The organism is Pseudomonas sp. NPDC089752 (assembly GCF_044748725.1).
Taxonomy (GTDB): Bacteria; Pseudomonadota; Gammaproteobacteria; order Pseudomonadales; family Pseudomonadaceae; genus Aquipseudomonas.
The window spans coordinates 116678-141730 of sequence record NZ_JBIVGP010000006.1 but is presented as its reverse complement, the minus strand read 5'-3'; the positions used below and the strand labels follow the sequence as shown (position 1 = coordinate 141730).

Below are 25053 nucleotides of genomic sequence, written 5' to 3'. Positions count from 1 at the left end.
ATCGATGAGCCTGCAACTGAGCTTTGCCCAGGCCAGCGCCACAGGGCCACGCGCCGAAAACCAGGACGCCCTGCGCCTGGTCACCCCGGCGCCGGAGCTTGCCGCCAGCAAAGGCTACCTGTTCGCCCTTGCCGACGGCGTCAGCCAGTGCGCGGATGGCGGCCTGGCAGCACGCGCCAGCCTGCAGGCGCTGGCCATGGACTACTATGCAACCCCCGCAACCTGGGCTGTGGCTCAGGCCCTTGACCGCCTGTTACTGGCACAGAATCGCTGGCTGCGTGCTCAGGGCAGCCAGCCGCTGTTGACCACGCTCAGCGCGCTGGTATTGCGTGGGCGCCGCTTTACCCTGGCGCACATCGGCGACTGCCGTGCCTATCGCTGGCACGCTGGCCGCCTGCAGTGCTTGAGCCAAGACCACGTGTGGGACCAGCCCGGCATGCAGCACGTGCTCAAACGCGCACTGGGCCTGGACGAGCACCTGCTGGTCGACTACCTGGACGGTGAGCTGCAGCCAGGCGAATGCTACCTGCTGCTCAGCGACGGAGTCTGGGCCAGCCTCGGCGATCAGCATATCCAGGCTGTGCTGCGCGAGCAGCCTGATCTGCAACTGGCCGCAGACACCCTGGTCGCCAGTGCCCATCATAACGGCAGCCAGGACAACGCCAGCGCCCTGCTGGTGCGGGTCGATCAACTGGGCACGGCCAACCTCGGCGACACCTTGGTGCAGCTGCAACAATGGCCATTGCCTGGCGCACTGCGAGAGGACCAGACGCTCGATGGCTGGCAGGTCGAAACGCGCCTGGCACACAGCCGCCAATCGCTGCTCTATCGTGTGCGCGACAGCCAAGGCCAGCCGTGGCTGATGAAAACCTTGCCTGCAGAACGCGCCCAGGAGCCGGGCGCAGCGCAAGCGTTGTTGCTTGAGGAATGGTTTCTGCGCCGGATTGCCGGCCGCCACTTTCCAGAGCTGCACCCCGCCAGCCAGCGCCAGCACTTGTATTACGTGATGCGTGAGCACAGCGGCCGCACCCTGGATGTGCTCCTTGCCGAACAGGGCCCGTTGCCAATCACACAGTGGCTGGAAGTGGCGCGCCAGTTGCTGCAGGCGGTCGCGGTGCTGCACAGACGCAACTTGCTGCACCGCGACATCAAACCCGACAATCTGCATCTGGGCGAAGATGGCCAGTTGCGGCTTCTGGACTTTGGCCTTGCCTACTGCCCAGGGCTATCCGAAAACCCATTGCACGAACTCCCCGGCACGCCTTCTTTCATCGCCCCGGAAGCCTTCGAGGGCCAGCCACCGAGCCCACGTCAGGACCTTTACGCTGCAGGTGTCACGCTCTACAAACTGCTTACCGGGCACTACCCCTACGGCGAAGTCGAGGCTTTCCAGCGACCACGCTTTGGCCAGCCGATCAATCCATCACGCTATCGCCCCGACCTGCCCGAATGGCTCCAGCACAACGTGCAGCAAGCCGTGGCGGCAGACCCGGCACAACGCTTCGAAACCGCCGAACAGTGGCTGCTGCTACTCGAACGCGGCGACCGTCAGCCGCTCGGCAACCCATCCCGCCCGCTACTCGAACGCGAGCCGCTGAAGGTCTGGCGGACCCTGGCGCTGCTGTCCCTGCTGCTCAATCTGGTGCTGCTGGTCAGCATGCTCAAGGGCTGAGCAGCAGCAAATCGCAGGCAAAGAAAAACCCGGCCGAGGCCGGGTTTTTCATTGAAGCTTCAGACCAATTACTTGGACTGGGCTTCTACCTGAGCTTCAACGCGACGGTTGACAGCACGGCCTTCTTCGGTGGCGTTGTCAGCAACTGGGCGGGTTTCGCCGTAGCCAACCGAGTCAACGCGAGTCGACTCAACACCGTACTGCTGGGTCAGAACCTGCTTCACAGCATTGGCACGACGCTCGGACAGCTTCTGGTTGTAAGCGTCTGGGCCCACGGAGTCAGTGTGACCTTCAACCACGGTGGTGGTTTGTGGGTACTGCTTCATGAAGTCAGCCAGGTTCTTGATGTCGCCGTAGCTGTTAGGCTTGACGACCGACTTGTCGAAGTCGAACTTGACGTCCAGCTCAACGCGAACGACTTCGGCAACAGCCGGGCAGCCATCAGCGTCAACGGTAACGTTGGCTGGGGTGTCTGGGCACTTGTCGACGTTGTCGCAAACGCCGTCGTTGTCGCTGTCGGAGCAGACTTCAGCAACTGGAGCCGGAGCAGGAGCAACTTTGCCACCGCTGCCGCCGAAGTTCAGACCCACACCAACGGATGGACCCCACTCGGTGTTGCCGTTGTCGATGTTGTACATGGCTTCAACGCCGGCACGGGCGAAGAACATGTCGGTGATGTACCACTTGGCGCCAGCGCCAACGTTGGCGAAGGTGGAGTGGTCGCGGCCGCTACGGGTAGCCTGGCCCAGGCTCTCGTGAGCGAAACCAGCGGAAACGTACGGACGCAGTGCGTCGCCTACGGTGCCGAAGTGGTAGGTAGCGTCGAGTTTGGCTTTGGAGCCTTTGATGTCTTTGTTGAAGACTTCGCCACGCGCGTTATGGGTCTCGTTGTAGCCGAGGTCCAGGGAAACGTCGTCGGTCAGGAAGTAACCCAGGCGAACACCAGGATTGGTGCCGTCGTTCTTGAAGTTACGCTCGCTGTCGTAGTACTGCTTGGTGACGTTACCTTCGATTTCGACTGCGCCCTGGCCTTGAGCCAGAACGCCGAACGAAGTAGCGGCTACGAGCGAGCCAATGGCCAAGCCCAAGGTGTTTTTCAATTTCATCCGTTAAATCCCCATCTGGTGATAGTTAAGCAGTCCCACCAAAATCCGGGGGACAACTCGACGGCAAGTCTAGCAGAACTCACCGGGTGTTTAGAGATATTTGCGTAGGACTAAGTTTCATCCATACCGGAAAATTTCTCACGAAGCTTGTCTAACGCGCGCTTGTAGCGCATTTTCGTGGCACTCAAACCCATGTGCATGATATCGGCGATCTCCTGAAATTCCAGCTCAGCGACGAAGCGCAGTACCAGGATTTCCCGATCGATCGGGTTCACATACACCAGCCACTTGTCCAGCCCGCCCTTCTCTTCGGGTTTCGGTGCCTTGTCTTCAGACGCCTCTTCAACAGGGTCAAGACTCAAGGCATCCATCAACCGACGCTTCCTGCGCTCCTTGCGGTACTGGGTGATGCACTCGTTATAGGTAATGCTGTAGAGCCAGGTCTTGAACTTGGATTTACCCTCGAAGTTCTTCAGACCGTACAACACCTTCAGCATCACCTCCTGACAGACATCGTCAGCATCCCGGTCGTTCCCCAAATAACGTGCACAGACGTTGAACAGGGTTCGCTGGTAGCGCCGCATGAGTTCCTCATAGGCGCGGGTTACGTGATACAGCTCCTCATGCGAACGCGCCACCAACTCCTCGTCGGTGAGTTCGCGGGGGTCGTAACGCATGGGCGGCGAATAGACTTTATTCAAAACGGATCTGGCCGACAGTCAGGTCAATGTCGCCGCTCGGCCACGTGGGCCGATTTTTGCGGCGGCATACATTAACAGCTTTTGTGCGGTTAGCGGCTATTGACGCGCTGCTCGAGCAACTCTCGATTCGACAGCGACACCAGTTCGCCATCATCGGTCAACAGCGTCGTCTTGACCGTGCCGATTTCCTCGATCTGCCCTTCGACCTCTCCAATCCGCACCTGCTGGCCGACCTGAAAAAGTTCCCGTACGTAAATGCCGGCCAGAATTTGCCCGGCGATTTCGCGACTGCCGAGGCCCATGGCAAGCGCAACGGCCAGACCAACGGTTATCAACCCGATCACGATCACGTGGTTGAGCAGGTCGGTTTTGACTTCCAACTGGCTGATTGCCACCGAGATGCTGATGATGATCACCAGCCCCTGGGTGATACGCCCAAGGCCAGCGGAATACTCCAGGCCGATGCCTTCGGCGGCGCCGCGCACCAGGCCATTGGCCACCTGCGCCAGCAGCACGCCGGCCAGCAGTACCAGCGCGGCGCCAAACACCTTGGGCAGGTACAGGGCGAGCATGTCGAGGGTCGCTGAAACCCGCTCCAGGCCTAGCGATTCGGCGGCGGAGACGAGGAAAATCAACAGCACGAACCAGTAGACGATCTTGCCGATAAGGGTCGAGATCGGCACCTGGATGCCGACCCGGCTGAGCATCTTGGTCAGCCCGGTGCCGGCCATCAGACGGTCCAGGCCAAATTTGGCCAGTACTTTGGACAACAGCGTATCGAGCAGCTTGGCCACCACGAAACCCAGCAGCACCACGACCAGCGCGCCGAACAGGTTGGGGATGAAGTTCGCTACCTTGGTCCATAGGGCGGTCATCGCAGTGACCAGGCTCTGGGTCCAGAGATCGAGTTCCATATTCAATCGGCCTTATCAGCTTTGCTGCCAGCGGCAGCGTTACGGGCAGAATGGCGGCGCACCGGCGCAACATGCGCCGAGCCATTGTTCACGGCGATCAGCAGCGCCTGGCTCCAGCGGCCCAGCAGGCTGAACAGATCACCCGCACCGACCTGGCGGTTGGCGGTTTTCAGCACGCGACCCAGGCATGCGGCGTCGTCTCTGTCCTCACCGGACGGCGACGCCTTGAGCAGGTCACGCAGGGATTCTTCAAACGGATCGTGCATAGGCACCTCGCGCAGTGTCAGTCAGAGACGAGGGCGCCGGGCGATGGGTCACACATCGCCCTGGCACGAGTGTTTCAAAATGACTCGACACCTTCATACCCAGCGCAGCCGACGGAACAGCCACCACTGCCCCACCGCCAGGCCCAGCACGACGATGCAGGCAAACAGGAAGCCATAAGGGTTTTCCGCACCTGGGATGCCGCCGACGTTGATGCCGAGCAAACCGGTGATGAAGCTCATGGGCAGGAAGATGCAGGTGATGATGCCGAAGCGGTACATGGTCCGGTTCATCCGCTCGCTGCGCCGCCGGTCCTCGCTCTCCAGTACCAGCGCTGCCCGCTCGCGGGCCAGCTCCAGCTCTTCCAGGTAGCGGATCAGGCTGTTGTTCAACTCGTTCCAGTAATCGGCGTCGGCGTCGGCGAACCAGCTCCATTTGCTGCGCGACAGCTGGGCATAGATTTCTCGCTGGGGCGCGAGAAAACGCCGCAAACCGGCGGCGCGTCGGCGGATCTGCTGCAAGCTGCCGTGCTCCGGGGTATACCGCTCGTCGGATTCGACCTTCTCTTCTTCCAGATCGACCAGCTCCGACAAGTCACTGACCAGGCCCTGGACCTTCTCGGTCAGCAATTCACCCATCAGCAGCAACAGCTCGGATGCCGACTTCGGCCCCCTGCCCTCGTCCAGCAGCTGAAGCATCTCGTCACTGGCGCGCAGTGGCCGCAAGCGCAGGGAAATCACCCGCTGCGCCTGGGCGAAGATACGCACCGAGACCATGTCTTCAGGCTCGGCGCCCGGGTTGAGGTTGACCCCGCGCAAAAACAGCAACAATTGTTCATCGGCCAGCGGCAATAGACGTGGCCGAGTATTTTCCTCCAGCAGCAGGTCGCAGGCGAATTCGCTCAGGCCACTTTCCTGCAGCAGCCAGGTACGGGTTTGCGGATGGCTGCGGTCCCAGTGCAGCCACAGGCTTTCCTGTGGCTGCAAGGCCAGGTCGTCCAGCTCGGTACGGGCAATCGAACGCGCGCCACCTTTACCATCGAGCACCAGGGCATGCACCAGCCCCCACTGCGCGTTGTCTTCCTCGAACATCAAAGCTCCATCAGCGCGTGCGGCGCATCACTCCGGCATTTTCAGCGGGCTTGGCGAGACGATCACGCCATTGTTGTCGGCATACACGTACTCGCCCGAGCGGAAGGTCACGCCCGCGAAGGTCACCGGAACGTCGAGTTCGCCGACGCCCCGCTTGTTGCTCTTTTTCGGATGACTGGCCAGCGCCTGCACGCCCACGCTCGTCTGGATCAAGATGTCCACATCACGTACGCAGCCGTAGATCACCAGGCCTTCCCAACCATTCTTGGCGGCTTTCTCGGCAAGCATGTCGCCCAACAATGCACAGCGCAGCGAACCTCCGCCGTCGACTACCAGGACCTTGCCCTTGCCGTCGAGCTCGACCTGCTCCTTGACCAGCGAGTTGTCTTCGAAGCATTTGAGGGTGACGATCTGGCCGCCGAACGAATCGCGGCCACCGAAGTTGCTGAACATTGGCTCCAGTACCTGAACCAGGTCTGGGTAGGCGTCGCACAGGTCGGGCGTTACGTAATGCTGCATGGCAAGCTCCTGTCAGTCATAACGAAAGCGGGTGTCGGCCAAGGCTACACCGCCAAGGCTGTCGCAGTCATCCGGGACTGAGTGGTCATCCGGCTTTTGTCTGTGCCGCCCTCTTCGCGGGGCAAGCCCGCTCCCACAGGCTCACCACTCTCTTCCTGTTCAGTGGAGAACTTGTGGGAGCGGGCTTGCCCCGCGAAGAGGCCGACACAGACAACAAAAAATCAGCCGACCGAAACGGGCTCGCGCCCCACCGTCGACGCATGCACCGGCAGCAACGGCTGACGCAGCCAACGCTCGACCAGCGGCCACACCTGCGCCTGCGCGGCTTTGCTGACCAGCATGTCGACATGCCCGAACGCGTCGAAACCTTCCTCGAGGCCCAACCGGAGGAACTGCTTGCGCTCACCACCGAGCTGATCGAACAGCTTGCGACAGGCCCAGACCGGGTCCTGGAAGTCCCCCGCACCTGCCACTGCCAGTACCGGCACATCCACATCGGCAAGCCCGGCCCACCAGTCATTGTCCTTGTCGCCAAAACGCCCGAACAGGCCATGCCAGCGCAAGCTTTCCAGGGCCAGGCCGATTGGCTCGTCCTCCGGCCCGCGCTTGAACCGCGGCCCGGAAATCTGCCCCCAGCGCTTGAGCAGCAGCTTCGCGCCCCAGGTCACAGGCGGCAACTTCAACGGCCAGTACACCCGGCTGATCTGGGTGCCGAAAAACGCGGCACTGGCGACCTGCTCGGCCGGCAAAAAACCACCTCCCAACGCTGCCGCCAAAGTAGTGCCACCCAGAGAGTGGCCGATCCAGTGCGGCGCCCTGCCAGACTGCTCCTGCACGAACGCTGCGATCAGCGGCAAGTCATCGCGGGCATAATCGGCCACCCGGTTGTGCTGCCATTGCCGGTTGCGTGGCGACAGGCCATGGCCGCGCATTTCGGGAATCCACACATCGAAGCCCGCGCGCGCCAGGTAGGCACCCAAGCCGATGCCTTTGGCCGAATACCAGAAGCGCCGGTTGGAAAAACTGCCGTGCAGGAGGATGACCGGCTCGCCCTGGGCACCGCCCTGATCGGCCAGGCCCAGGCGGGTCACGGCCAGCTCGACGCTGGGGTCAGGGCTGTTGCCGGCCTTGATTCGGTACACGTCCTCGCTGAGGTCACCGCGGCGCTCGGCACTGAGCAGGGCCACGGGGAATAAAGAGCTGCTGCTTTGCATAAGGTAGCTTGGTGCACAAAAAAGGGCGGGATCCATTGCTGGAACTCGCCCTGGAAAAAACCAGGCGGGGGCGCGCCAGACGCACCCCCGCGTTTTACCGCATCAGGCCGCGCCTTGGCCTTCGGCCAGGAAAAACCAGGTTTCGAGTACCGAGTCCGGGTTCAGCGACACGCTTTCGATGCCCTGCTCCATCAGCCACTTGGCGAGGTCCGGATGGTCCGACGGGCCTTGACCGCAGATGCCGATGTACTTGCCGGCCTTGTTGCACGCCTGGATGGCGTTGGCCAGCAGCTTCTTCACTGCAGGGTTACGCTCGTCGAACAGGTGGGCAATGATGCCCGAGTCGCGGTCCAGGCCCAGGGTCAGCTGGGTCAGGTCGTTCGAACCGATGGAGAAACCGTCGAAGTACTCGAGGAACTCTTCGGCCAGAATGGCGTTGGACGGCAGCTCGCACATCATGATCACGCGCAGGCCGTTGTCGCCACGGGCCAGGCCGTTTTCGGCGAGCAGGTCGATGACCTGGCTGGCTTCGCCCAGGGTGCGCACGAACGGCACCATGATCTCGACGTTGGTCAGGCCCATCTCGTTGCGCACACGCTTGAGCGCACGGCATTCGAGCTCGAAGCAGTCACGGAACGACTCGCTGATGTAGCGCGAAGCACCGCGGAAGCCCAGCATCGGGTTCTCTTCTTCCGGCTCGTACAGCTTGCCGCCGATCAGGTTGGCGTACTCGTTGGACTTGAAGTCCGACAGGCGCACGATGACCTTTTTCGGGTAGAAGGCCGCTGCCAGGGTGCTGATGCCCTCGACCAGCTTCTCGACGTAGAACCCGACCGGGTCGTCGTAGCCGGCGATGCGCTTGTCGACGCTTTCTTTGAGCTCCGATGGCAGGCCGGCATAGTTGAGCAGTGCCTTGGGGTGCACGCCGATCATGCGGTTGATGATGAATTCCAGGCGCGCCAGGCCGACACCAGCGTTAGGCAGCTGGGCGAAGTCGAAGGCGCGGTCCGGGTTGCCGACGTTCATCATGATCTTGAACGGCAGGTCCGGCATGGCATCGACCGAGTTCTGCTTGACGTCGAAGCCCAGCTCACCTTCGAAGATGAAGCCGGTATCGCCTTCGGCGCACGAAACGGTCACGCCCTGGCCATCCTTGAGCAGCTGGGTGGCGTTGCCGCAACCGACCACTGCCGGAATACCCAGCTCACGGGCGATGATCGCCGCGTGGCAGGTGCGCCCGCCTCGGTTGGTAACGATGGCGCTGGCGCGCTTCATCACCGGTTCCCAGTCCGGGTCGGTCATGTCGGAGACCAGTACGTCGCCCGGCTGCACCTTGTCCATTTCGGACACATCTTTGATCACGCGGACCTTGCCGGCGCCAATACGCTGGCCGATCGCGCGGCCTTCGACCAGCACGGTGCCCTTCTCTTTGAGCAGGTAGCGTTCCATGACGTTGGCACTGGCGCGGCTCTTCACGGTTTCAGGACGGGCCTGAACGATGTACAGCTTGCCGTCGTCACCGTCCTTGGCCCACTCGATGTCCATCGGGCGCTGGTAGTGCTGCTCGATGATCATGGCCTGCTTGGCCAACTCGCTGACCTCGGTGTCTGTCAGGCAGAACCGCGCACGCTCGGCACGGTCGACTTCGACGGTCTTGACCGAGCGACCGGCCTTGGCCTCGTCGCCGTAGATCATCTTGATCGCCTTGCTGCCCAGGTTGCGGCGCAGGATGGCCGGGCGGCCGGCCTGCAGGGTGTTCTTGTGCACGTAGAATTCGTCAGGGTTGACCGCACCCTGCACCACGGTTTCGCCCAGGCCATAGGCGCCGGTGATGAACACCACGTCGCGGAAGCCCGACTCGGTGTCGAGGGTGAACATCACGCCGGCGGTGCCGGTTTCCGAACGAACCATGCGCTGCACGCCCGCCGACAGGGCCACCAGCTTGTGGTCGAAGCCCTGGTGCACGCGATAGGCGATGGCGCGGTCGTTGAACAGCGAGGCGAACACTTCCTTGGCTGCGCGGATCACGTTGTCGACGCCGCGGATGTTGAGGAAGGTTTCCTGCTGACCGGCGAAGGATGCGTCCGGCAGGTCTTCGGCGGTGGCCGAGGAGCGCACGGCGACGGCCATGTTGTCGTTACCGGCGGCCATTTCGGCGAAGGCCGTACGGATTTCCGAATCAAGACGTGCCGGGAACTCGGCTTCCATGACCCACTGGCGGATTTGCGCGCCGGTCTTGGTCAGGGCATTGATGTCGTCGACGTCCAGCGCGTCGAGCGCGGCGTGAATGCGGTCGTTCAGCCCGCTCTGCTCGAGAAAATCACGGTACGCCTGAGCCGTAGTGGCAAAGCCGCCCGGCACCGACACGCCGGCACCGGCGAGGTTACTGATCATCTCGCCCAGGGATGCGTTCTTGCCCCCCACATGCTCCACATCATGGACGCCGAGCTTATCGAGGGAAACTACGTACTCTACCAAGGTGATCTCTCCACTAACTGTGTTGGAAAAGCTCAAGTGCGCCCGCCTGCCTGAGTGACTTGGCCGGGCGTTTGTAGCCGGTACCTGGAAAATAGGCTCTCAAAATATGGCAGAATGCCGACAGCCGCATTCGGCAAACCGAACTTATCATATCCAAGAAACGTCATCAGCTTAAGGCCCTGTCGCAAATGAAACGAACCGCGTTCTTCATCTCCGATGGCACCGGCATCACAGCCGAAACCCTGGGCCAAAGCCTGCTCGCACAATTCGATAGCATTCCGTTCAACAAATTCACCCGTCCGTACATCGATACGCCGGACAAGGCACGGACCATGGTGCAGCAGATCAACGCTGCCGCCGAACGCGACGGCGTGCGGCCGATCATCTTCGACACCATCGTCAATCAGGACATCCGTGAGATCCTGGCGACGTCGAACGGCTTCATGATCGACATCTTTTCGACGTTTTTATCCCCGCTCGAACAGGAATTGACCGCCCATTCGTCGTATTCCGTGGGCAAATCCCACTCGATCGGTGGCAATTCCAACTACATGGAGCGCATCGAGGCGGTCAACTTCGCTCTCGACAACGACGACGGCGCGCGCACCCACTACTACGACAAGGCCGACCTGATCCTGGTAGGTGTATCGCGCTGCGGCAAGACCCCGACTTGCCTGTACATGGCCATGCAGTTCGGCATTCGTGCGGCCAACTATCCGCTCACCGAAGACGATATGGAGCGCCTGCAATTGCCGGCGGTGCTGAAGAAGCACCACAACAAGCTGTTTGGTCTGACCATCGACCCTGATCGCCTGACTGCCATCCGCCATGAGCGCAAGCCCAACAGCCGCTACTCGAGCTTCGCCCAGTGCGAGTTCGAGGTGCGCGAGGTGGAGAACCTGTTCCGTCGGGAGAATATTCCCAACATCAATTCCACGCATTTTTCGGTGGAAGAGATTTCGGCGAAGATTCTGGTGGAGAAAGGAGTGGAGCGGCGGTTCAAGTAGGCCTGTTCCGGCCCTTTCGCGGGGCAAGCCCGCTCCCACAGGTTCCCCACTGAGCCTGAGGACAGTGGGGAACCTGTGGGAGCGGGCTTGCCCCGCGAAAGGGCCGGTACAGACATAAACAAAAGCCCCGACATCACTGCCGGGGCTTTCTCATTTCAACTGACCGATCAGGACGGCACCACCGCCGCCTGCCCGCTCATCGCCAGGTCGACCAGCTCGCGGTTGGCCACCGCATACATCGCATAGTCAGTACCGGTGGCATTGCGCAGATCGTCGAGCATCGCGCGCCAGCGCTCGACCATCACCCGGTGCTGCTCGGCCCACAGCGCCACGCGGGCATCCATGTCTTCCGGGGCATCGGCCATCTGCAATACCGAGATGGTGATCGCCCGCTGCTGCAGGTCGATGTCGTCGCGGAACGCCTCGCGGGCCAGGGCCTGCCAGTTGTTCTCCACTGGCAGGTTGCTGATTTCCTGCAAATACCAGGTCAGGTCCAGCGCGCTACCCACGGCGAAGAACGCCTTGGCCACCTGGGCCGGTTCATGCCCGGTCACGTCGGCGGCCTCGATGATTGGCAGCAGCGTGTACAAGTGGCTGGTGCCAGCCACCATACGCGCCAGCAGCTCGGGCACACCGGCTTCGACGAAGCCCTGGTAGCGAACCATCCAGCGTTCGCGGGTCGGGCCTTCCAGCAGTTCGTCGAGCTTCAGCCCCAACTGCGCGATCTTAGGCCCGAAGTGCGCGGTGTCACGCCCGGCGTCCTGCTCATTGCGGCGGCTGCGCAGGAACCAGCGCGTGGCGCGGCGGCCCAGACGCATCAGCTCGTCCATCAACGTCAGCTGGATTTCTGCCGGCACCTGGTAATCCAGCGCCTCGATCTGGCGGAACCAATGCGGCAGGTGGAAGATGTCGCGCACGATCACATAGGCCCCAGCGACGTTGGCCGGGCTCATGCCCGTCGACTCCTTCAGCCGCTGGACGAAGGTGATGCCCATGTTGTTGACCAGGTCGTTGGCGATCTGGGTGCTGACGATCTCGCGCTTCAGGCGGTGGCGACGCATGGCGTCGGCGAACTTGCTGACCAGCGACGGCGGGAAGGCAGTCTCCATGTCGCGGGTCAGGTAGTCGTCGTCCGGCACCAGCGACTTGAGCAATTGTTCCTTGAGGTCGATCTTGCTGTACGAAATCAGCACCGACAGCTCGGCACGGGTCAGGCCCTGGCCTGCGGCCAGGCGCTCGGCCAATTGCTCTTCGGACGGCAGAAACTCGATGGCCCGGTCCAGCTTGCCGCGGCCTTCCAGGTCAGCCATCAGACGCTTGTACTCGGCGATCCGCTCCCGGGCGCGACGCGCCGCCAGCGACAGTGCCTGGGTCTGCTTGTAGTTGTTGCCCAGCACCAGGCCGGCCACTTCATCGGTCATGCTGCCGAGCAGCTGGTTGCGCTGCTTCTCGGTCATGTCGCCACCCTGCACCACTTCGTTGAGCAGGATCTTGATGTTGACCTCGTGGTCGGAGCAGTCGACGCCACCGGCGTTATCGATGAAGTCGGTGTTGGTAGCCCCACCGTGCAGGCCGAATTCGACGCGGCCAAGCTGGGTCATACCAAGGTTGCCGCCCTCGCCCACCACCTTGCAGCGCAGCTCATTGCCATTGACACGCAGGGCGTCGTTGGCCTTGTCGCCGACATCGGCGTGGCTTTCGCTGCTGGCCTTGACGTAGGTGCCGATACCGCCATTCCACAGCAGGTCCACCGGGGCCTTGAGCAGCGCATGCAGCAGCTCGGTCGGGGTCAGGCGGTCGGCTTCGATGGCGAAGCGTTCTTTCATCTGCGGGCTGATGGCGATGCTCTTGGCACTGCGCGGGAAGATTCCGCCGCCCTCGGACATGATGCTGGTGTCGTAGTCGCTCCAGGCCGAGCGCGGCAGGTCGAACAGCCGCTGGCGCTCGGCGAAGCTGGTGGCCGGGTCCGGGTTCGGGTCGATGAAGATGTGCAGGTGGTTGAACGCCGCTACCAGCTGCAGCTTGTCGGACATCAGCAAGCCGTTGCCGAACACGTCACCGGCCATGTCGCCGACACCGATCACGGTGATCGGGTCCTGCTGCACGTTGATACCGCGCTCGCGGAAGTGGCGCTGCACGCCGACCCAGGCACCACGGGCGGTGATGCCCATTTTCTTGTGGTCGTAACCGGCAGAGCCGCCCGAGGCGAAGGCATCGCCCAGCCAGAAACCGTAGTCGATGGCAATGCCGTTGGCGATGTCGGAGAACGTCGCAGTGCCCTTGTCGGCCGCCACCACCAGGTACGGATCGTCGTCATCGTGACGCACCACGTTGGCAGGTGGCAGCACGCCGCCGTCCTTGAGGTTGTCGGTGATGTCGAGCAGGCCCGAGATGAAGATGCGATAGCAGGCCACGCCTTCAGCGGCGATTTCGTCGCGGCTGCCGCCCAACGGCAAGCGCCGTGGCAGGAAGCCACCCTTGGCGCCGACCGGCACGATCACCGAGTTCTTCACCTGCTGGGCCTTGACCAGGCCAAGCACTTCGGTGCGGAAGTCTTCTTCGCGGTCCGACCAGCGCAGGCCGCCGCGGGCGACGTTGCCAAAGCGCAGGTGCACGCCCTCTACGCGCGGCGAATAGACGAAGATTTCGAACTTCGGTACCGGCTTGGGCAGCTCGGGGATCAGCTTGGGGTTGAACTTGAAGCTGAAGTACGACTTGTTCTGACCATTGGCGTCAGGCTGGTAGAAGTTGGTGCGCAGGGTGGCCTTGATCAGGTCCAGGTAGCGCCGCAGGATGCGGTCTTCGTTGAGCACCTGAACGTCGTCCAGGGCGCTGAGGATGGCCTGCTCCAGGCGCTGTTGCTTGTCGTCCAGATCATCGGTGGTGAGCTTGCGCGCCAGGTAGAAGCGGGTCTTGAACAGCCGCGTCAGCTCGCGGGCGATGTCGGTGTGGTTGTTCAGGGTGCTGGCGATGTAACCCAGGTCGAAGCCCAGGCGAATCTGCTTGAGGTAGCGGGCATAGGCACGCAGCAGCGCCACATCGCGCCATGGCAACCCGGCAGTGAGCACCAGGCGGTTGAACGCATCGTTCTCGGCATCACCCTGGACGATATGGACGAATGCGTCCTGCAGCACGTCGTTAAGCTGCTGAATGTCCAGATTCAAGCCTTCGCTGTAGGTGAAGGCAAAATCGTGGATCCAGTACTCACGACCACTGGCATGGCGCAGGCGGTAAGGGAATTCGCCGAGTACGCGCAAGCCGAGGTTCTCGAGGATCGGCAGCACGTCCGACAGCGCCAGCGGGGTATCGGCGTGGTACAGCTTGCAATGCAGCAGGCGCTCGCCCAGGCGCGTCAGCGGCTGGTAGAAGCTCATCGCCAGCGGTTTGCTCTCGGACAACGCCAGCACGTGCTGCAGGTCGACCACCGCCGAATGCGCGGCGAAGCGCTCGCGGTAACCGGCCGGGAAGCCTTTGGGGAAATCGGCGAGGATGTTGGTGCCCTGGGCTTCGCCGAAGTTCTCGACCACCAGCGCCGAGTAATCGTCATGCCACGAGCGGCAGGCCTGGATCACTTCGTTTTCCAGTTGCTGCGGGTCGATGTCGATGCGGTTTTTCGGGTCGACCCGCAAAATCAGCTGCACGCGCGCCAGCACCGACTCGGAGAAGAAGGTCCAGAACTCGCAGTCGCTGGCCTTGAGGCGCTCCATCAGCACCTGCTGGATCTTCTGCCGTACTTCGGTGGAGTAGATTTCCCGCGGCACATAGGCCAGGCAGTAGCAGAAGCGGCCGTACGGGTCCTTGCGCAGGAACACGCGGATCTTGTTGCGTTCCTGAATCTGCACGATCGCCATCACGGTGGTGAACAGCTCGTCGATCGGGGTCTGGAACAGGTCGTCGCGCGGCAGCACTTCAAGTACCTGGGCCAGTTCCTTGCCCAGGTGCGCCTTGGGGTCGAAACCGGAACGGCGTTCGACTTCGGCGACCTTGACGCGGATGTACGGGATGGCATGCACGCTCTCGCCATACACCGAAGAGGTGTACAGGCCCATGAAGCGGTGTTCCTTGACCACCTTGCCGTCGGCGTCCAGCTGACGGATCGATACGTAATCCGGATACGCCGGGCGGTGCACGCGGCTAGGCAGCGCGGCCTTGGCGAACGACAACAGCAGCGGCTCGGCAAGGTAGGCCACGGCGTAGTCTTCGATGCGCAGCTCTTCAGGCGTCAGGCCAACGCGCAGGCGGCGTGGCAGGCCAAGGAACGACTGCGCGTCGTAGACCATCTGGCCGCCGGCACTGTCGGCCTGAACGGTGAATTCTTCGTAACCGAGGAAGGTGAAATGGTTGTCCAGCAGCCATTCGAGGAAAGCCTTTACCTCGCCCTTTTCATGTTGGGCCGGGGCATAGGCGGTTTGCTCCACCTGCGCCACCACTTCACGCAGCTTGGCCTTCATCGGCTCGAAATCGGCAACGGCCACGCGCACTTCGGCCAGCACCTGCTCGATTTCGCGGGTCAGCACGTTCAGCTCGGCGGCGTTGGCGCAGCGGTCGATCTCCAGGTACATCAGCGATTCATGGCGCACGCCCTCGCCCTGGCTGCCCTTGGGCAGCAGTTCGAGCAACTGGCCCTTGGCATCGCGGCGCACGCTCAGCACCGTGGTCTGCAGGGTGTGGATGCTGTAGCCGCGGCGGTTGAGCTCGGTACGCACCGAATCGACCAGGAACGGCAGGTCGTGGTGCAGCACCTCGACCACGGTGTGGGTCGATTGCCAGCCATTGCGTTCGTAATCGGGGTTGTACACCCGCACTTGCGGTTGCTCGGGGTCGAAGCGCTCGATGATGCGCCAGGCAGAAAGGGTACAGCCGGCCAGGTCCGACAGCCTGCGCTGGGTGAGCTCGTCCATGGAGATGATGCCGAAGAACTGCTCGGCGAACAGCGCCACTTGTGGCAGGGACTGTTCGCTGATGTGCTGCGCCAGGGCCGCTTGCAGTTGATGCTGGAAGTCGGCTTTGCTGGCTGCGGTGAAGAACGCCATCTGTGGTACTCCGCTTGGGCTTTGTAATAGTTGAAGCGTCGCGTGCGTCCGACGACTACGGATCAACGATAGCCAACCCGTGGCAAGCCGGACGCTAATGTTCAGGGCTCGCGGAAGCTTAACGACTGATCGGTCATCGCCGCTTGCAGCGCTGCGACAATTTCGGTCAAGGGGGGGTAACTTTACGTTTATGGATGTGTTCAAGGCTGTCAGAATTCACTTTCGTTTCCCTTGACCCGAGCCATTTCCATGCAATTGAAGACTGCCGTGCTGTTCGCCACCCCTTGCGATGACGAGGAAGACAACATGGCGACCCTGTGCTGCCACAGCGACAAGGGGCAGATGTTCCTGCTCACCCGCTACCCGGATGAGGACACCGTGGACCTGACCCTGGATGACGAGCCGTCGACGCTGGATGGGTTGAAGGTGACCTTGAGTGCCGAGCGCTTGCTGATCGAAGTGGCGGCTGGAGATCGGGATGCGTTGAAGGGGGATGAGGTGCTGGAGATTGTGTTGACTTCGGCGGGGACTGATCTGGAAGAAGTGGCGTTGACCTTGCGTAACATTCTGGAAGGTACTGGCACCTTCGTCAGCGAACTCTGAGTGCATTCAGTACCGGCCCCATCGCCCCAGTGGGAGCGGCTTCAGCCGCGAAGAGGCCAGCACAGACAACCCCAGGCATTGCCAGCGCAAAGAACCGATAGGCACCTCAACTCACCGGGTTATCGTGCATCACCCGGCCGCCTTCCGAGGGCCGGTCGAGGTAAAACACATCCAGCGCACTGTTATTGAGGTTTTTCACGGCATTCCAGTGCGCGGACGTGTGAACGTATTTCGCCTGCAGCAGCCCGTGTTCCTCTTCGGTCAATAGCAGCTGCTGCTGATGCCCCAAGGCAAAGTCGTGCAGTTTGCGGCTGATGCCCTGCAGTTCTTCCGGCACCCAATGAGCCTCGACATCGCCTAGCTGGGCAAAGGGCACCCCGCCGCGCAGCGCCAGTTCACGCATCACGCTGAGATAGACACGCGACAGGTGACCGTTCACTTCACGCTCTCGATACAGTGCGACGAAAACCTGCTTGTCCGGCTCATCACGCCTGGCTCTGCTACCTGCTTTCGATGCTTCCCAACTGATCAGCCGAGGCCGCGGTTGCGCCACGTCGGCAAATGCCGTCTCCAACAGTGCGCAGGCATGGACGTAGGCACGGCTTCGCTTGAGCGGGGTGGTCCGGGCCTCCCAGCTGGAATACGGTTTGCACAGCAGTACCTGCTCACGCATCAGTGCCCGGTAGCCGCCGCCGATATTAGAGTGAACGCCCGGCACGATGATGTCGTTGTCGCTACGCACCAGAGGGAAGTTGCGGCGTCGCTCCTGCCCCGCCACCAGCTGTACCGTCTGCCGGGCGACTCCTGGGCGCAATCCGAAACGCAAGCCGTGATAATGGTTGTTGGCAGGGTCGAAGTCCCCCCGCAGGGGAGCCACGAATGCGGCGACCGTGTCGAACAGCCCGATGAAGTTGATCACCCTGTCGCCGCGCAAACCCTGCGGCAAGCCTGGCGCTGCTTCCATCAGACGGTTGGCCAGGTCCCTGGCCGCCGCCGCGCCACGACTGAAGCCAAAGAGGTCAAATTCGACGTCGCTGGGCCGGTACCTGCGCAGTTGCTGGTCGACCATGACCAACGCCTCTTTCACCCTAGCTTCCACCCCCGTCTCTCCGCGCCCTGTCAGCTGGGCGTACAGCGAGTCCGGTGCACCTTCGCGGGTCCCGACACCCTGCACGTAGACTTTGAGAAAAACCTGCCCATCCACGCTCCCTGTGGGGTAGAGCGCATGCAAGAGGGCAATGTTGCTTGGCGCATTGGCATAACTGCCTGCTCTGCGCGCAGGGCCAGGGCCTGTATCACGCCCGGCGTTGGCCTGGTTGTTGCCGGTACCGTCAAAAAACACGCCCACCCGCACGCGCTGGCGCTTGGTCATGGTCACGCTCCTTCAGCTATCGAAGGCCCCCATGAAGCGACAGAACACAACGGCAAAAAACCGGGAAACGCCTCAACCCCAAAAGCGCGCAGATTTCGACGCGGCACTGCGGATAGATTAAAGTATCCCCCCCTGCCAGGTCCGTCGCGCTTTGCGCTCGCCCTGGCGCTATTCCAGGAACCGCCGCCGATGGAACACCGTGAAGCGCTGATCGCGCTGCGCACCTTTCTTTCCTCCCAGATCCTAGGCCAGGAGAAACTGGTCGAGCGGCTGTTGATCGTGCTGTTGGCCGACGGCCACATGCTGGTCGAAGGTGCCCCGGGCCTGGCCAAGACCAAGGCCATCAAAGAGCTGGCCGAGGGGGTCGAAGCGCAGTTCCATCGCATTCAGTTCACCCCTGACCTGCTGCCGGCCGACATCACCGGTACCGAAATCTACCGCCCGGAAACCGGCAGTTTCGTGTTCCAGCAAGGGCCGATCTTCCACAACCTGGTGCTGGCCGACGAAATCAACCGGGCGCCTGCCAAGGTGCAGTCGGCGTTGCTCGAAGCCATGGCCGAGCGCCAGGTCAGTGTCGGGCGCAGCACCTACGACCTGTCGCCGCTGTTCCTGGTCATGGCCACGCAGAACCCGATCGAGCAGGAAGGCACCTATCCGCTGCCCGAAGCCCAGCTCGACCGTTTCCTGATGCACGTGAAAATCGGCTTCCCCGATGCCGCCGTGGAGCGGCGCATTCTCGCCCAGGCCCGTGGCGAAGCCCTGGGTGGCGAGGTCAAGCCCGAACGGCGGGTCAGCCAGCAGGCGATCTTTGCCGCTCGCAAGGAAATCCTCGGCCTGTACATGGCCGATGCGGTGGAGGAGTACCTGGTCCAGCTGGTCATGGCCACTCGCACTCCGGCCAAGTTCGATACCGAACTGGCCGACTGGATCGCCTACGGCGCCAGCCCGCGTGGCTCCATCGCCCTCGACCGCTGCGCACGGGCCCACGCCTGGCTGGCCGGGCGCGACTTCGTAAGCCCAGAGGACATCCAGGCGGTGCTGTTCGACGTGCTGCGCCACCGCATCATTCTGTCTTTCGAGGCCGAGGCGGCGGGGGTCGACCAGGACCGCGTGGTTCAGCGCATCCTCGACGTCGTCGCCGTTGCCTGACCCCATGCCCACTGCGCAGCAGGCCGAGTCCGGCATCCGTATCGGCCTTGCCGAACTGATCGACATGCGTCACCGCGTACGCGAGATCCAGCTGTTCTCACGGCCAGGCCAGCGCAGCCCATTGGTCGGCCTGCACCATTCGAAGCTGCGTGGTCGCGGGGTCGACTTCGACCAGGTGCGCGTCTACCAGGCCGGTGATGACGTGCGCAACATCGACTGGCGCGTCACCGCACGCACCCAGGAGCCGCACACCAAGCTGTTTCATGAAGAGCGCGAACGGCCGATCTTCATCCTCGTCGAACAAAGCCAACGGCTGTTCTTCGGCTCGGGGCTGATGTTCAAGTCGGTGCTGGCGGCCCAGGCCGCAGCGCTGTTCGGCTGGGCCGCGCTGGGCCACAACGACCGCATCGGCGGGCTGGTGTTCGGTGACAACGAGCACCACGAAATCAAGCCGCGTCGCAGCAAGCAGAGCCTGCTGCAACTGCTCAACCGTCTGGCCAAGGTCAACCAGGCGCTGCACACCGAAGCCGTGCCCCAGGTCGACAGCCTTGGCCTGGCCTTGCGTCGCGCGCGCGAAGTGCTGCGCCCCGGCAGCCTGGCTATCGTCATTTGCGACGAACGCTCGCTCAGCCCCCAGGTGGAACAGCACCTGGCGATGCTTTCACGCCATTGCGACCTGCTGCTGCTGCCCGTCTCCGATCCGCTCGACCATGCCCTGCCCGCCGCCGGCCTGCTGCGCTTCGCCCAGCACGGCGCACAATTGCAACTCGACACCCTGGACGCCAACCTGCGCCAGGCTTACCGTCAACAGGCCGAAGCACGCATCGAACGCTGGGAGCTGATGGCGCAGAAGTTGCGTGTACTGCTCATGCCACTGAGCACCCAAAGCGAAATGATCGAACAGCTGCGCGAATACCTGAACGCCCAGCGCCCTCGGAGCGGGACATGAAGCGCCGCAACCTATGAACCCACTGGACCAGTTGCAACCGCTGATCGCTCCGTCGGCGATCGGCCTGTGGCCACCCGCGCCTGGCTGGTGGCTGCTGCTCGCCTTGCTGCCGCTGCTGGCCTGGGGCCTGTGGCGGATGCGCCGCTGGCGCCCCGGCAAGCGCCGGGTGGTGCGTGCCGAGCAACCGCTCGACCCGGTGCGCGTGGAAGCCCTGGCCGAACTGGCCCGCCTGCCGCGTCCCTACGACGGCGCGCCGGCCGGTGCCTGGCTGCAGCAGATCAACGCGTTGCTCAAACGCCTGTGCCGCAATCATTACCCAGGGGCCAACAGCCATACCCTCAACGGCCGCCAGTGGCTGGCGTTTCTCGACAACCGCTGCCCCGCCGCCGGCCTGACGCGCTGGATGGTACTGGTCGAAGGCGCCTACAAGCCTGAGTGCAAGCTGGACGACAAAGCCATCGTCGGGCTCAGCCAGGCCGTCGAAACCTGGATTCGCAAACATGTTTGAACTGGCCTGGCCGTGGATTTTCCTGCTGCTGCCGCTGCCCTGGCTGGCGCGCCTGGTGCTGCCAGCCGCCGACAGCGGCGAGCCGGTGCTCAAGGTGGGCTTCCTCAACGAGTTGGAAAGCCTGGCCGGCCGGCGCGCGCGCCTGAACCTGCCAACCTGGCGCCAACAAGCGCCCTTCGTACTCATCTGGCTGTCGCTGCTGTTCGCCGCCGCGCGCCCGCAATGGCTCGGCGACCCGCTGCCGGTGGCCGCCAGTGGCCGCGATCTGCTGGTGGCAGTGGATGTGTCCGGCTCGATGGACTTCCCCGACATGCAGTGGAAAGACGATGAAGTCAGCCGCCTCGACCTGGTCAAGGCGCTGCTCGGTGATTTCCTGCAAGATCGCAAGGGCGACCGTGTCGGCCTGATCCTGTTCGGCAGCCAGGCTTTTCTGCAGGCGCCACTGACCTTCGACCGGCGCACTGTACGTACCTTCCTGGACGAGGCGCAGATCGGCATCGCTGGCAAGAATACCGCCATCGGCGACGCCATCGGCCTGGCAGTCAAGCGCCTGCGCCAGCGCCCGGCACAAAGCCGAGTGCTGGTGCTGATCACCGACGGCGCCAACAACGGCGGGCAGATCCACCCGCTGACCGCCGCCCGCCTGGCCGCCCAGGAGGGCGTGCGCATCTACACCATCGGCATCGGCGCCAATCCCGAGGCCAGTGGCACACCCGGCCTGCTTGGCCTCAATCCGAGCCTGGACCTCGATGAAGCGTCGCTCAAGGAAATCGCCGAGCTGACCCAGGGCGCCTATTTCCGCGCCCACGACGGCGCCGAACTGGATGCCATCGGCGACACCCTCGACCAACTCGAACCCGTCGCCCAGCAGCCGACCCAGGCACGCACGGCCAAGGCGCTGTACGCTTGGCCCCTGGCCCTGGCCTTGCTGCTCAGCGTGCTGCTGGTAGTGGCAGTGCAATGGCCAGACAACCTGCTGCAACGGGCGCTGCGCAAACCGCGCTTCCTGCAACCTCACCCGGAATGGCGTGAGCGGCTGAAACGGCTGCGCCTGAGGAAGCGCCGATGATCGATCTCTGGCCGCAATGGTTGCGCCCCCTCTGGCTGCTCGTGGTGCCGCTGCTCGCCTGGCTGCTGTTCAAGCTGTGGCACCGGCGCAAGCGCGCCGGGCGCTGGCAGATGATCCTGCCGCAGGCGTTCCACCCGGTGCTGCTCGGTGGCGGCAGCGGCAGCAACAGCAAGCTGCCGTGGATCGCCCTTGGCCTCGCCTGGCTGCTGATCGTGCTGGCCCTGCTCGGGCCAAGCTGGCAGCGCCTGGAAGAAACGCGTCAGCGTCCGGCCGATCCGCTGATCATCCTGCTCGAATTGACCCCGCAGATGCTCGCCGAGGACACTTCGCCCAACCGCCTGCAACAGGCCCGACGCAAAATTCTCGACCTGCTCGAACACCGCCGCGACAGCCAGACCGCGTTGATCGTCTACGCAGGCTCGGCCCACACCCTGGTGCCGCTGTCAGATGACCTGGGTACCACGCGCAACCTGCTCGAGGCGGTCGACCCGTCGATCATGCCGCAACCCGGCCAACGCGCCGACCTGGCCGTGCAAAAAGGCCTGGCCCTGCTGGCACAGAGCGGCCTGGGCCAGGGCCGACTGCTGCTGGTCGGCTCGGCGCTGAGCGCGCCCGAGCGCCAGGGCATCGTCCAGGCCCTTGGGCGCCAAGGTCCGAGCCTGCTGATGCTGGGCATCGGTACCCGCGACGGCGCGCCGGTGCGTCAGGCCAACGGCGAGTTTCTCAAGGACGACCAGGGCGGCATCCTGGTGCCACGCCTGGACAGCCCCGGCCTCAAGGCCTTCATCAACGGCACCGGCGGGCGCTACCGCCACGCCCGCATCGACGACCTCGACCTGCGTGGCCTCGGCCTGTTCGACACGCCGCGCAGCCTGCGCAGCGATGGCCAGAACGTGCAGCTCGACAGCTGGGCCGACCAGGGCTATTGGTTGCTGATTCCGCTGTTGCTGCTGGCTGCCTGCGCAGGTCGACGCGGCTGGTTGTTCTGCCTGCCGCTGCTGCTGGCGGTACCGCAGCCGAGCCAGGCGTTCGAGTTCAACGACCTGTGGTTGCGTCCCGACCAACAGGGCCAGCGGCTGCTCGAACGCAACCAACCGGCGCAGGCCGCCCGGTATTTCCAAGACCCACAATGGCGAGGCATGGCGCTCTATCAGGCGGGCGACTACGCCGCCGCAGCCAAGGCATTCGCCCAGGGCAACAGCGCCGAAGCCCACTACAATCGAGGCAACGCCCTCGCCCGCAGTGGTGAACTGGAAGCTGCCCTGGATGCCTATGAGCAAGCCCTGGAGCGCCAGCCTGACCTCAAGCCTGCGCTGGACAACCAGGCGCTGATCCAGCAGCTGTTGCGCCAACGCGAGGCGCAGGCCGAGGAACAACCGGCAAAAGGCGATGCCCAAGGCACGCCAGGCAGCGAGACCGAGGGCAACAGCAGCTCCGCCAATAGCCCGGCGCAGGGCACACCTGGCAGCGATGAACAAGCCAACGCGAAACAACCCGGCGATGACAGCGGCAACAGCCAGGCCACACCTGGCACCCAGGGCGCAGGCGACGACGACATCACCCAGCCGCCCCAGCGGCCGGTGTCGACCAGCCTCGATGCCGAGCAACGCCAGGCCCTTGAACAATGGCTGCGGGAGATCCCCGACAATCCGGCGGAACTGCTGCGGCGCAAATTCTGGTATGAACAGCAATTGCATCAGGAATCTCAACGATGAGTCGCCTCGGCGTCTTTCTCCTTGGTCTTGCATGGGCACTGCTTGCCCAGGCCGAACCGACCCTGCAGGCCAGTGTCGACCGCACCCGCCTGGAAGCCGGTGAAACCCTGGAGCTGACCCTCGAAAGCCAGGACGTGACCCAGTTCGGCAAGCCCGACCTGCGCGCGCTCGACGGCGACTTCGAAGTACGCGGCACGCGCCAGCTGAACAGCCTGCACACGCTCGACGGTGAGACCCGCGCCAGCACCCGCTGGATCATCACCCTGCTGCCCCGGCGCAGCGGCAGCCTGCGTATCCCTGAGCTGCAACTGGGCCAGTCGCGCAGCCAAGCCATCGACTTGCAGGTACAGCAGGCCGACAGCAACCGCCCGGACAGCGCCTTCCAAGTGTTCGTAGAAGCCACCCTGGACAGCAACGAAGTGTACGTCCAGGCCCAGGCCGTGCTGACCCTGCGCATCTACCACTCGGTGTCGCTGTATGACGACAGCAGCCTCAGCCCATTGCAGCTGGAGAACGCCAAGGTCGAGCCGCTGGGCGAATCGCGCACCTATGAAAAGGAAATCAACGGCGTACGCCACGGGGTGATCGAAACCCGCTATGCGCTCTACCCGCTGCAGAGCGGCGAGCTGAATATTCCACCCCTGACGTTCACCGCAACTGCCGCCGCCGATGCCGAGCAAGTCGCCGGCACCGCGCCAGGGCGCCAAGTACAAGTCAGCTCGCTGCCACTGCGCCTGACCGTACGCCCGATCCCCGCCGCCTGGCCCGCAAATGCGCCCTGGCTGCCCGCCCGCAGCCTGAACCTTGAAGAACACTGGAACCCCGACCCCGGCAGCCAGCAGACGCAGATCGGCGACTCGTTGACCCGCAGCATCACCCTGCGCGCCGAAGGGTTGTCCAGCACCCAGCTGCCGCCACTGCCGGCCACCGAAATCGTCGGCCTGCGCCGCTACCCGGACCAGCCACTGCTGCGCAACGAAATCAACGAACGCGGCATGACCGCCAACCGCGAGGAACGCGAAGCGCTGGTGCCGACCCACAGCGGCGACTTGGCGCTACCGGCGTTGGAGGTTACCTGGTGGAACACCCGTGAGGACCATCTGGAGCATTCCAGCCTGCCGGCACGTACCCTGAACGTGCAGGACAACCCGGCCTTGAGCGCCGAAACCCCGGTAGGCGATGCCAGCAGTGCCAGCCGGCTGCTCTGGCCCTGGCAGGTCGCCACCCTGGTGTTCGCCCTGACCACGTTGCTCGGCTTCACCCTGTGGTGGCGCGCTCGCTCGCAACCGGCCGTGCTGCGCGCCGCGCAGACTGGCCCCAGCCCACGCACCCTGCTGGACGATCTCAAGCGCGCCTGCCAGGCCAACGACCCGCAGGCCACGCGCCAGGCGCTCGATGCCTGGGCACGTCAGCAGCCGGAGACCCTGGCCGAGATGGCGGCGCGGTTCGTGCCGCTGTCGGATGCGCTGGATGGGTTGAATGGGGCGCTTTACAGCGAGAGTGGCCAGTACTGGCAGGGCGAGGATCTGTGGCGGGCGATCGGGACGATTCCACCGGCGGAGCAGGTGCTATTGCCTACAGGTGAAGCGGGAAGTTTGCCGCCACTTTATCCGAAGTGAGGGGGCACCCTAACCTGTAGGAGCGGCTTCAGCCGCGAACACCGGCGAAGCCGGTGCCCTCCACCGCGTG

General features: G+C 63.4%; 19 protein-coding genes. 9 read left to right on the top strand and 10 right to left on the bottom strand.

Going from position 1 to position 25053, the window contains the following annotated elements; all coding sequences use genetic code 11:
• Positions 1–4: 4 nt before the first annotated feature.
• Positions 5–1672, top strand: coding sequence for a protein kinase (locus ACIPZF_RS11985; RefSeq protein WP_400799189.1), 1668 nt, complete (start codon positions 5–7; stop codon positions 1670–1672).
• Positions 1673–1740: 68 nt separating this feature from the next.
• On the opposite strand, the gene ACIPZF_RS11980 is transcribed toward ACIPZF_RS11985, so the two are convergent.
• From ACIPZF_RS11980 to ppsA, 8 genes are all read right to left on the bottom strand, one after another.
• Positions 1741–2778: an OmpA family protein gene (locus ACIPZF_RS11980; RefSeq protein ID WP_400799186.1), complete on the bottom strand. Its 1038-nt coding sequence runs from the start codon at positions 2776–2778 to the stop codon at positions 1741–1743.
• Positions 2779–2888: 110 nt separating this feature from the next.
• On the bottom strand, positions 2889–3455 hold the full coding sequence (gene sigX / locus ACIPZF_RS11975) for an RNA polymerase sigma factor SigX (protein WP_400799183.1): 567 nt from the start codon (positions 3453–3455) through the stop codon (positions 2889–2891).
• Between the two features lie 113 nt (positions 3456–3568).
• Positions 3569–4393, bottom strand: coding sequence for a mechanosensitive ion channel domain-containing protein (locus ACIPZF_RS11970; protein ID WP_400799181.1), 825 nt, complete (start codon positions 4391–4393; stop codon positions 3569–3571).
• A gap of 2 nt (positions 4394–4395) precedes the next feature.
• Positions 4396–4659 carry a CrfX protein gene (locus tag ACIPZF_RS11965; protein ID WP_400799178.1) on the bottom strand — a complete coding sequence of 88 codons (264 nt, stop codon included), beginning with the start codon at positions 4657–4659 and terminating at the stop codon, positions 4396–4398.
• A 93-nt stretch (positions 4660–4752) separates the two neighbouring features.
• Positions 4753–5748, bottom strand: coding sequence for a zinc transporter ZntB (locus tag ACIPZF_RS11960; RefSeq protein WP_400799176.1), 996 nt, complete (start codon positions 5746–5748; stop codon positions 4753–4755).
• A 27-nt stretch (positions 5749–5775) separates the two neighbouring features.
• On the bottom strand, positions 5776–6267 hold the full coding sequence (gene rraA / locus ACIPZF_RS11955; protein WP_400799173.1) for a ribonuclease E activity regulator RraA: 492 nt from the start codon (positions 6265–6267) through the stop codon (positions 5776–5778).
• Positions 6268–6488: 221 nt separating this feature from the next.
• Positions 6489–7481, bottom strand: a complete 993-nt coding sequence (locus ACIPZF_RS11950; RefSeq protein ID WP_400799170.1) for an alpha/beta fold hydrolase — start codon at positions 7479–7481, stop codon at positions 6489–6491.
• 102 nt (positions 7482–7583) lie between these two features.
• Positions 7584–9959: a phosphoenolpyruvate synthase gene (gene ppsA / locus ACIPZF_RS11945; protein WP_400799167.1), complete on the bottom strand. Its 2376-nt coding sequence runs from the start codon at positions 9957–9959 to the stop codon at positions 7584–7586.
• 188 nt (positions 9960–10147) lie between these two features.
• Between ppsA and ACIPZF_RS11940 the strand changes: the two genes are divergently transcribed.
• Positions 10148–10966 carry a pyruvate, water dikinase regulatory protein gene (locus tag ACIPZF_RS11940; protein WP_400799164.1) on the top strand — a complete coding sequence of 273 codons (819 nt, stop codon included), beginning with the start codon at positions 10148–10150 and terminating at the stop codon, positions 10964–10966.
• Between the two features lie 167 nt (positions 10967–11133).
• On the opposite strand, the gene ACIPZF_RS11935 is transcribed toward ACIPZF_RS11940, so the two are convergent.
• Positions 11134–15999, bottom strand: coding sequence for an NAD-glutamate dehydrogenase (locus ACIPZF_RS11935; RefSeq protein WP_400799162.1), 4866 nt, complete (start codon positions 15997–15999; stop codon positions 11134–11136).
• 249 nt (positions 16000–16248) lie between these two features.
• On the opposite strand from ACIPZF_RS11935, the gene ACIPZF_RS11930 reads away from it, so the two are divergent.
• Positions 16249–16602 carry a hypothetical protein gene (locus ACIPZF_RS11930; protein ID WP_400799159.1) on the top strand — a complete coding sequence of 118 codons (354 nt, stop codon included), beginning with the start codon at positions 16249–16251 and terminating at the stop codon, positions 16600–16602.
• 106 nt (positions 16603–16708) lie between these two features.
• On the opposite strand, the gene ACIPZF_RS11925 is transcribed toward ACIPZF_RS11930, so the two are convergent.
• Positions 16709–17974: a phospholipase effector Tle1 domain-containing protein gene (locus ACIPZF_RS11925; protein ID WP_400799156.1), complete on the bottom strand. Its 1266-nt coding sequence runs from the start codon at positions 17972–17974 to the stop codon at positions 16709–16711.
• 189 nt (positions 17975–18163) lie between these two features.
• On the opposite strand from ACIPZF_RS11925, the gene ACIPZF_RS11920 reads away from it, so the two are divergent.
• Genes ACIPZF_RS11920 through ACIPZF_RS11895 form a run of 6 tightly spaced genes read left to right on the top strand, consistent with a single transcriptional unit; the run spans position 18164 to position 24983 of the window.
• Positions 18164–19123 carry a MoxR family ATPase gene (locus ACIPZF_RS11920; RefSeq protein WP_039601915.1) on the top strand — a complete coding sequence of 320 codons (960 nt, stop codon included), beginning with the start codon at positions 18164–18166 and terminating at the stop codon, positions 19121–19123.
• 4 nt (positions 19124–19127) lie between these two features.
• Complete coding sequence (locus tag ACIPZF_RS11915; protein WP_400799154.1) at positions 19128–20072, top strand: DUF58 domain-containing protein; 945 nt, start codon at positions 19128–19130, stop codon at positions 20070–20072.
• A gap of 13 nt (positions 20073–20085) precedes the next feature.
• A complete protein-coding gene (locus ACIPZF_RS11910; protein WP_400799151.1) occupies positions 20086–20580 on the top strand; it encodes a DUF4381 domain-containing protein in 495 nt (164 codons plus the stop codon).
• A complete protein-coding gene (locus tag ACIPZF_RS11905) occupies positions 20573–21649 on the top strand; it encodes a vWA domain-containing protein (protein WP_400799148.1) in 1077 nt (358 codons plus the stop codon). The genes ACIPZF_RS11910 and ACIPZF_RS11905 overlap by 8 nt, the downstream gene beginning before the upstream one ends.
• Positions 21646–23364, top strand: a complete 1719-nt coding sequence (locus tag ACIPZF_RS11900; RefSeq protein WP_400799145.1) for a tetratricopeptide repeat protein — start codon at positions 21646–21648, stop codon at positions 23362–23364. Before ACIPZF_RS11905 ends, ACIPZF_RS11900 begins: the two co-directional genes overlap by 4 nt.
• Positions 23361–24983 carry a BatD family protein gene (locus tag ACIPZF_RS11895; RefSeq protein WP_400799143.1) on the top strand — a complete coding sequence of 541 codons (1623 nt, stop codon included), beginning with the start codon at positions 23361–23363 and terminating at the stop codon, positions 24981–24983. The genes ACIPZF_RS11900 and ACIPZF_RS11895 overlap by 4 nt, the downstream gene beginning before the upstream one ends.
• The last annotated feature ends 70 nt before the right edge of the window (positions 24984–25053 follow it).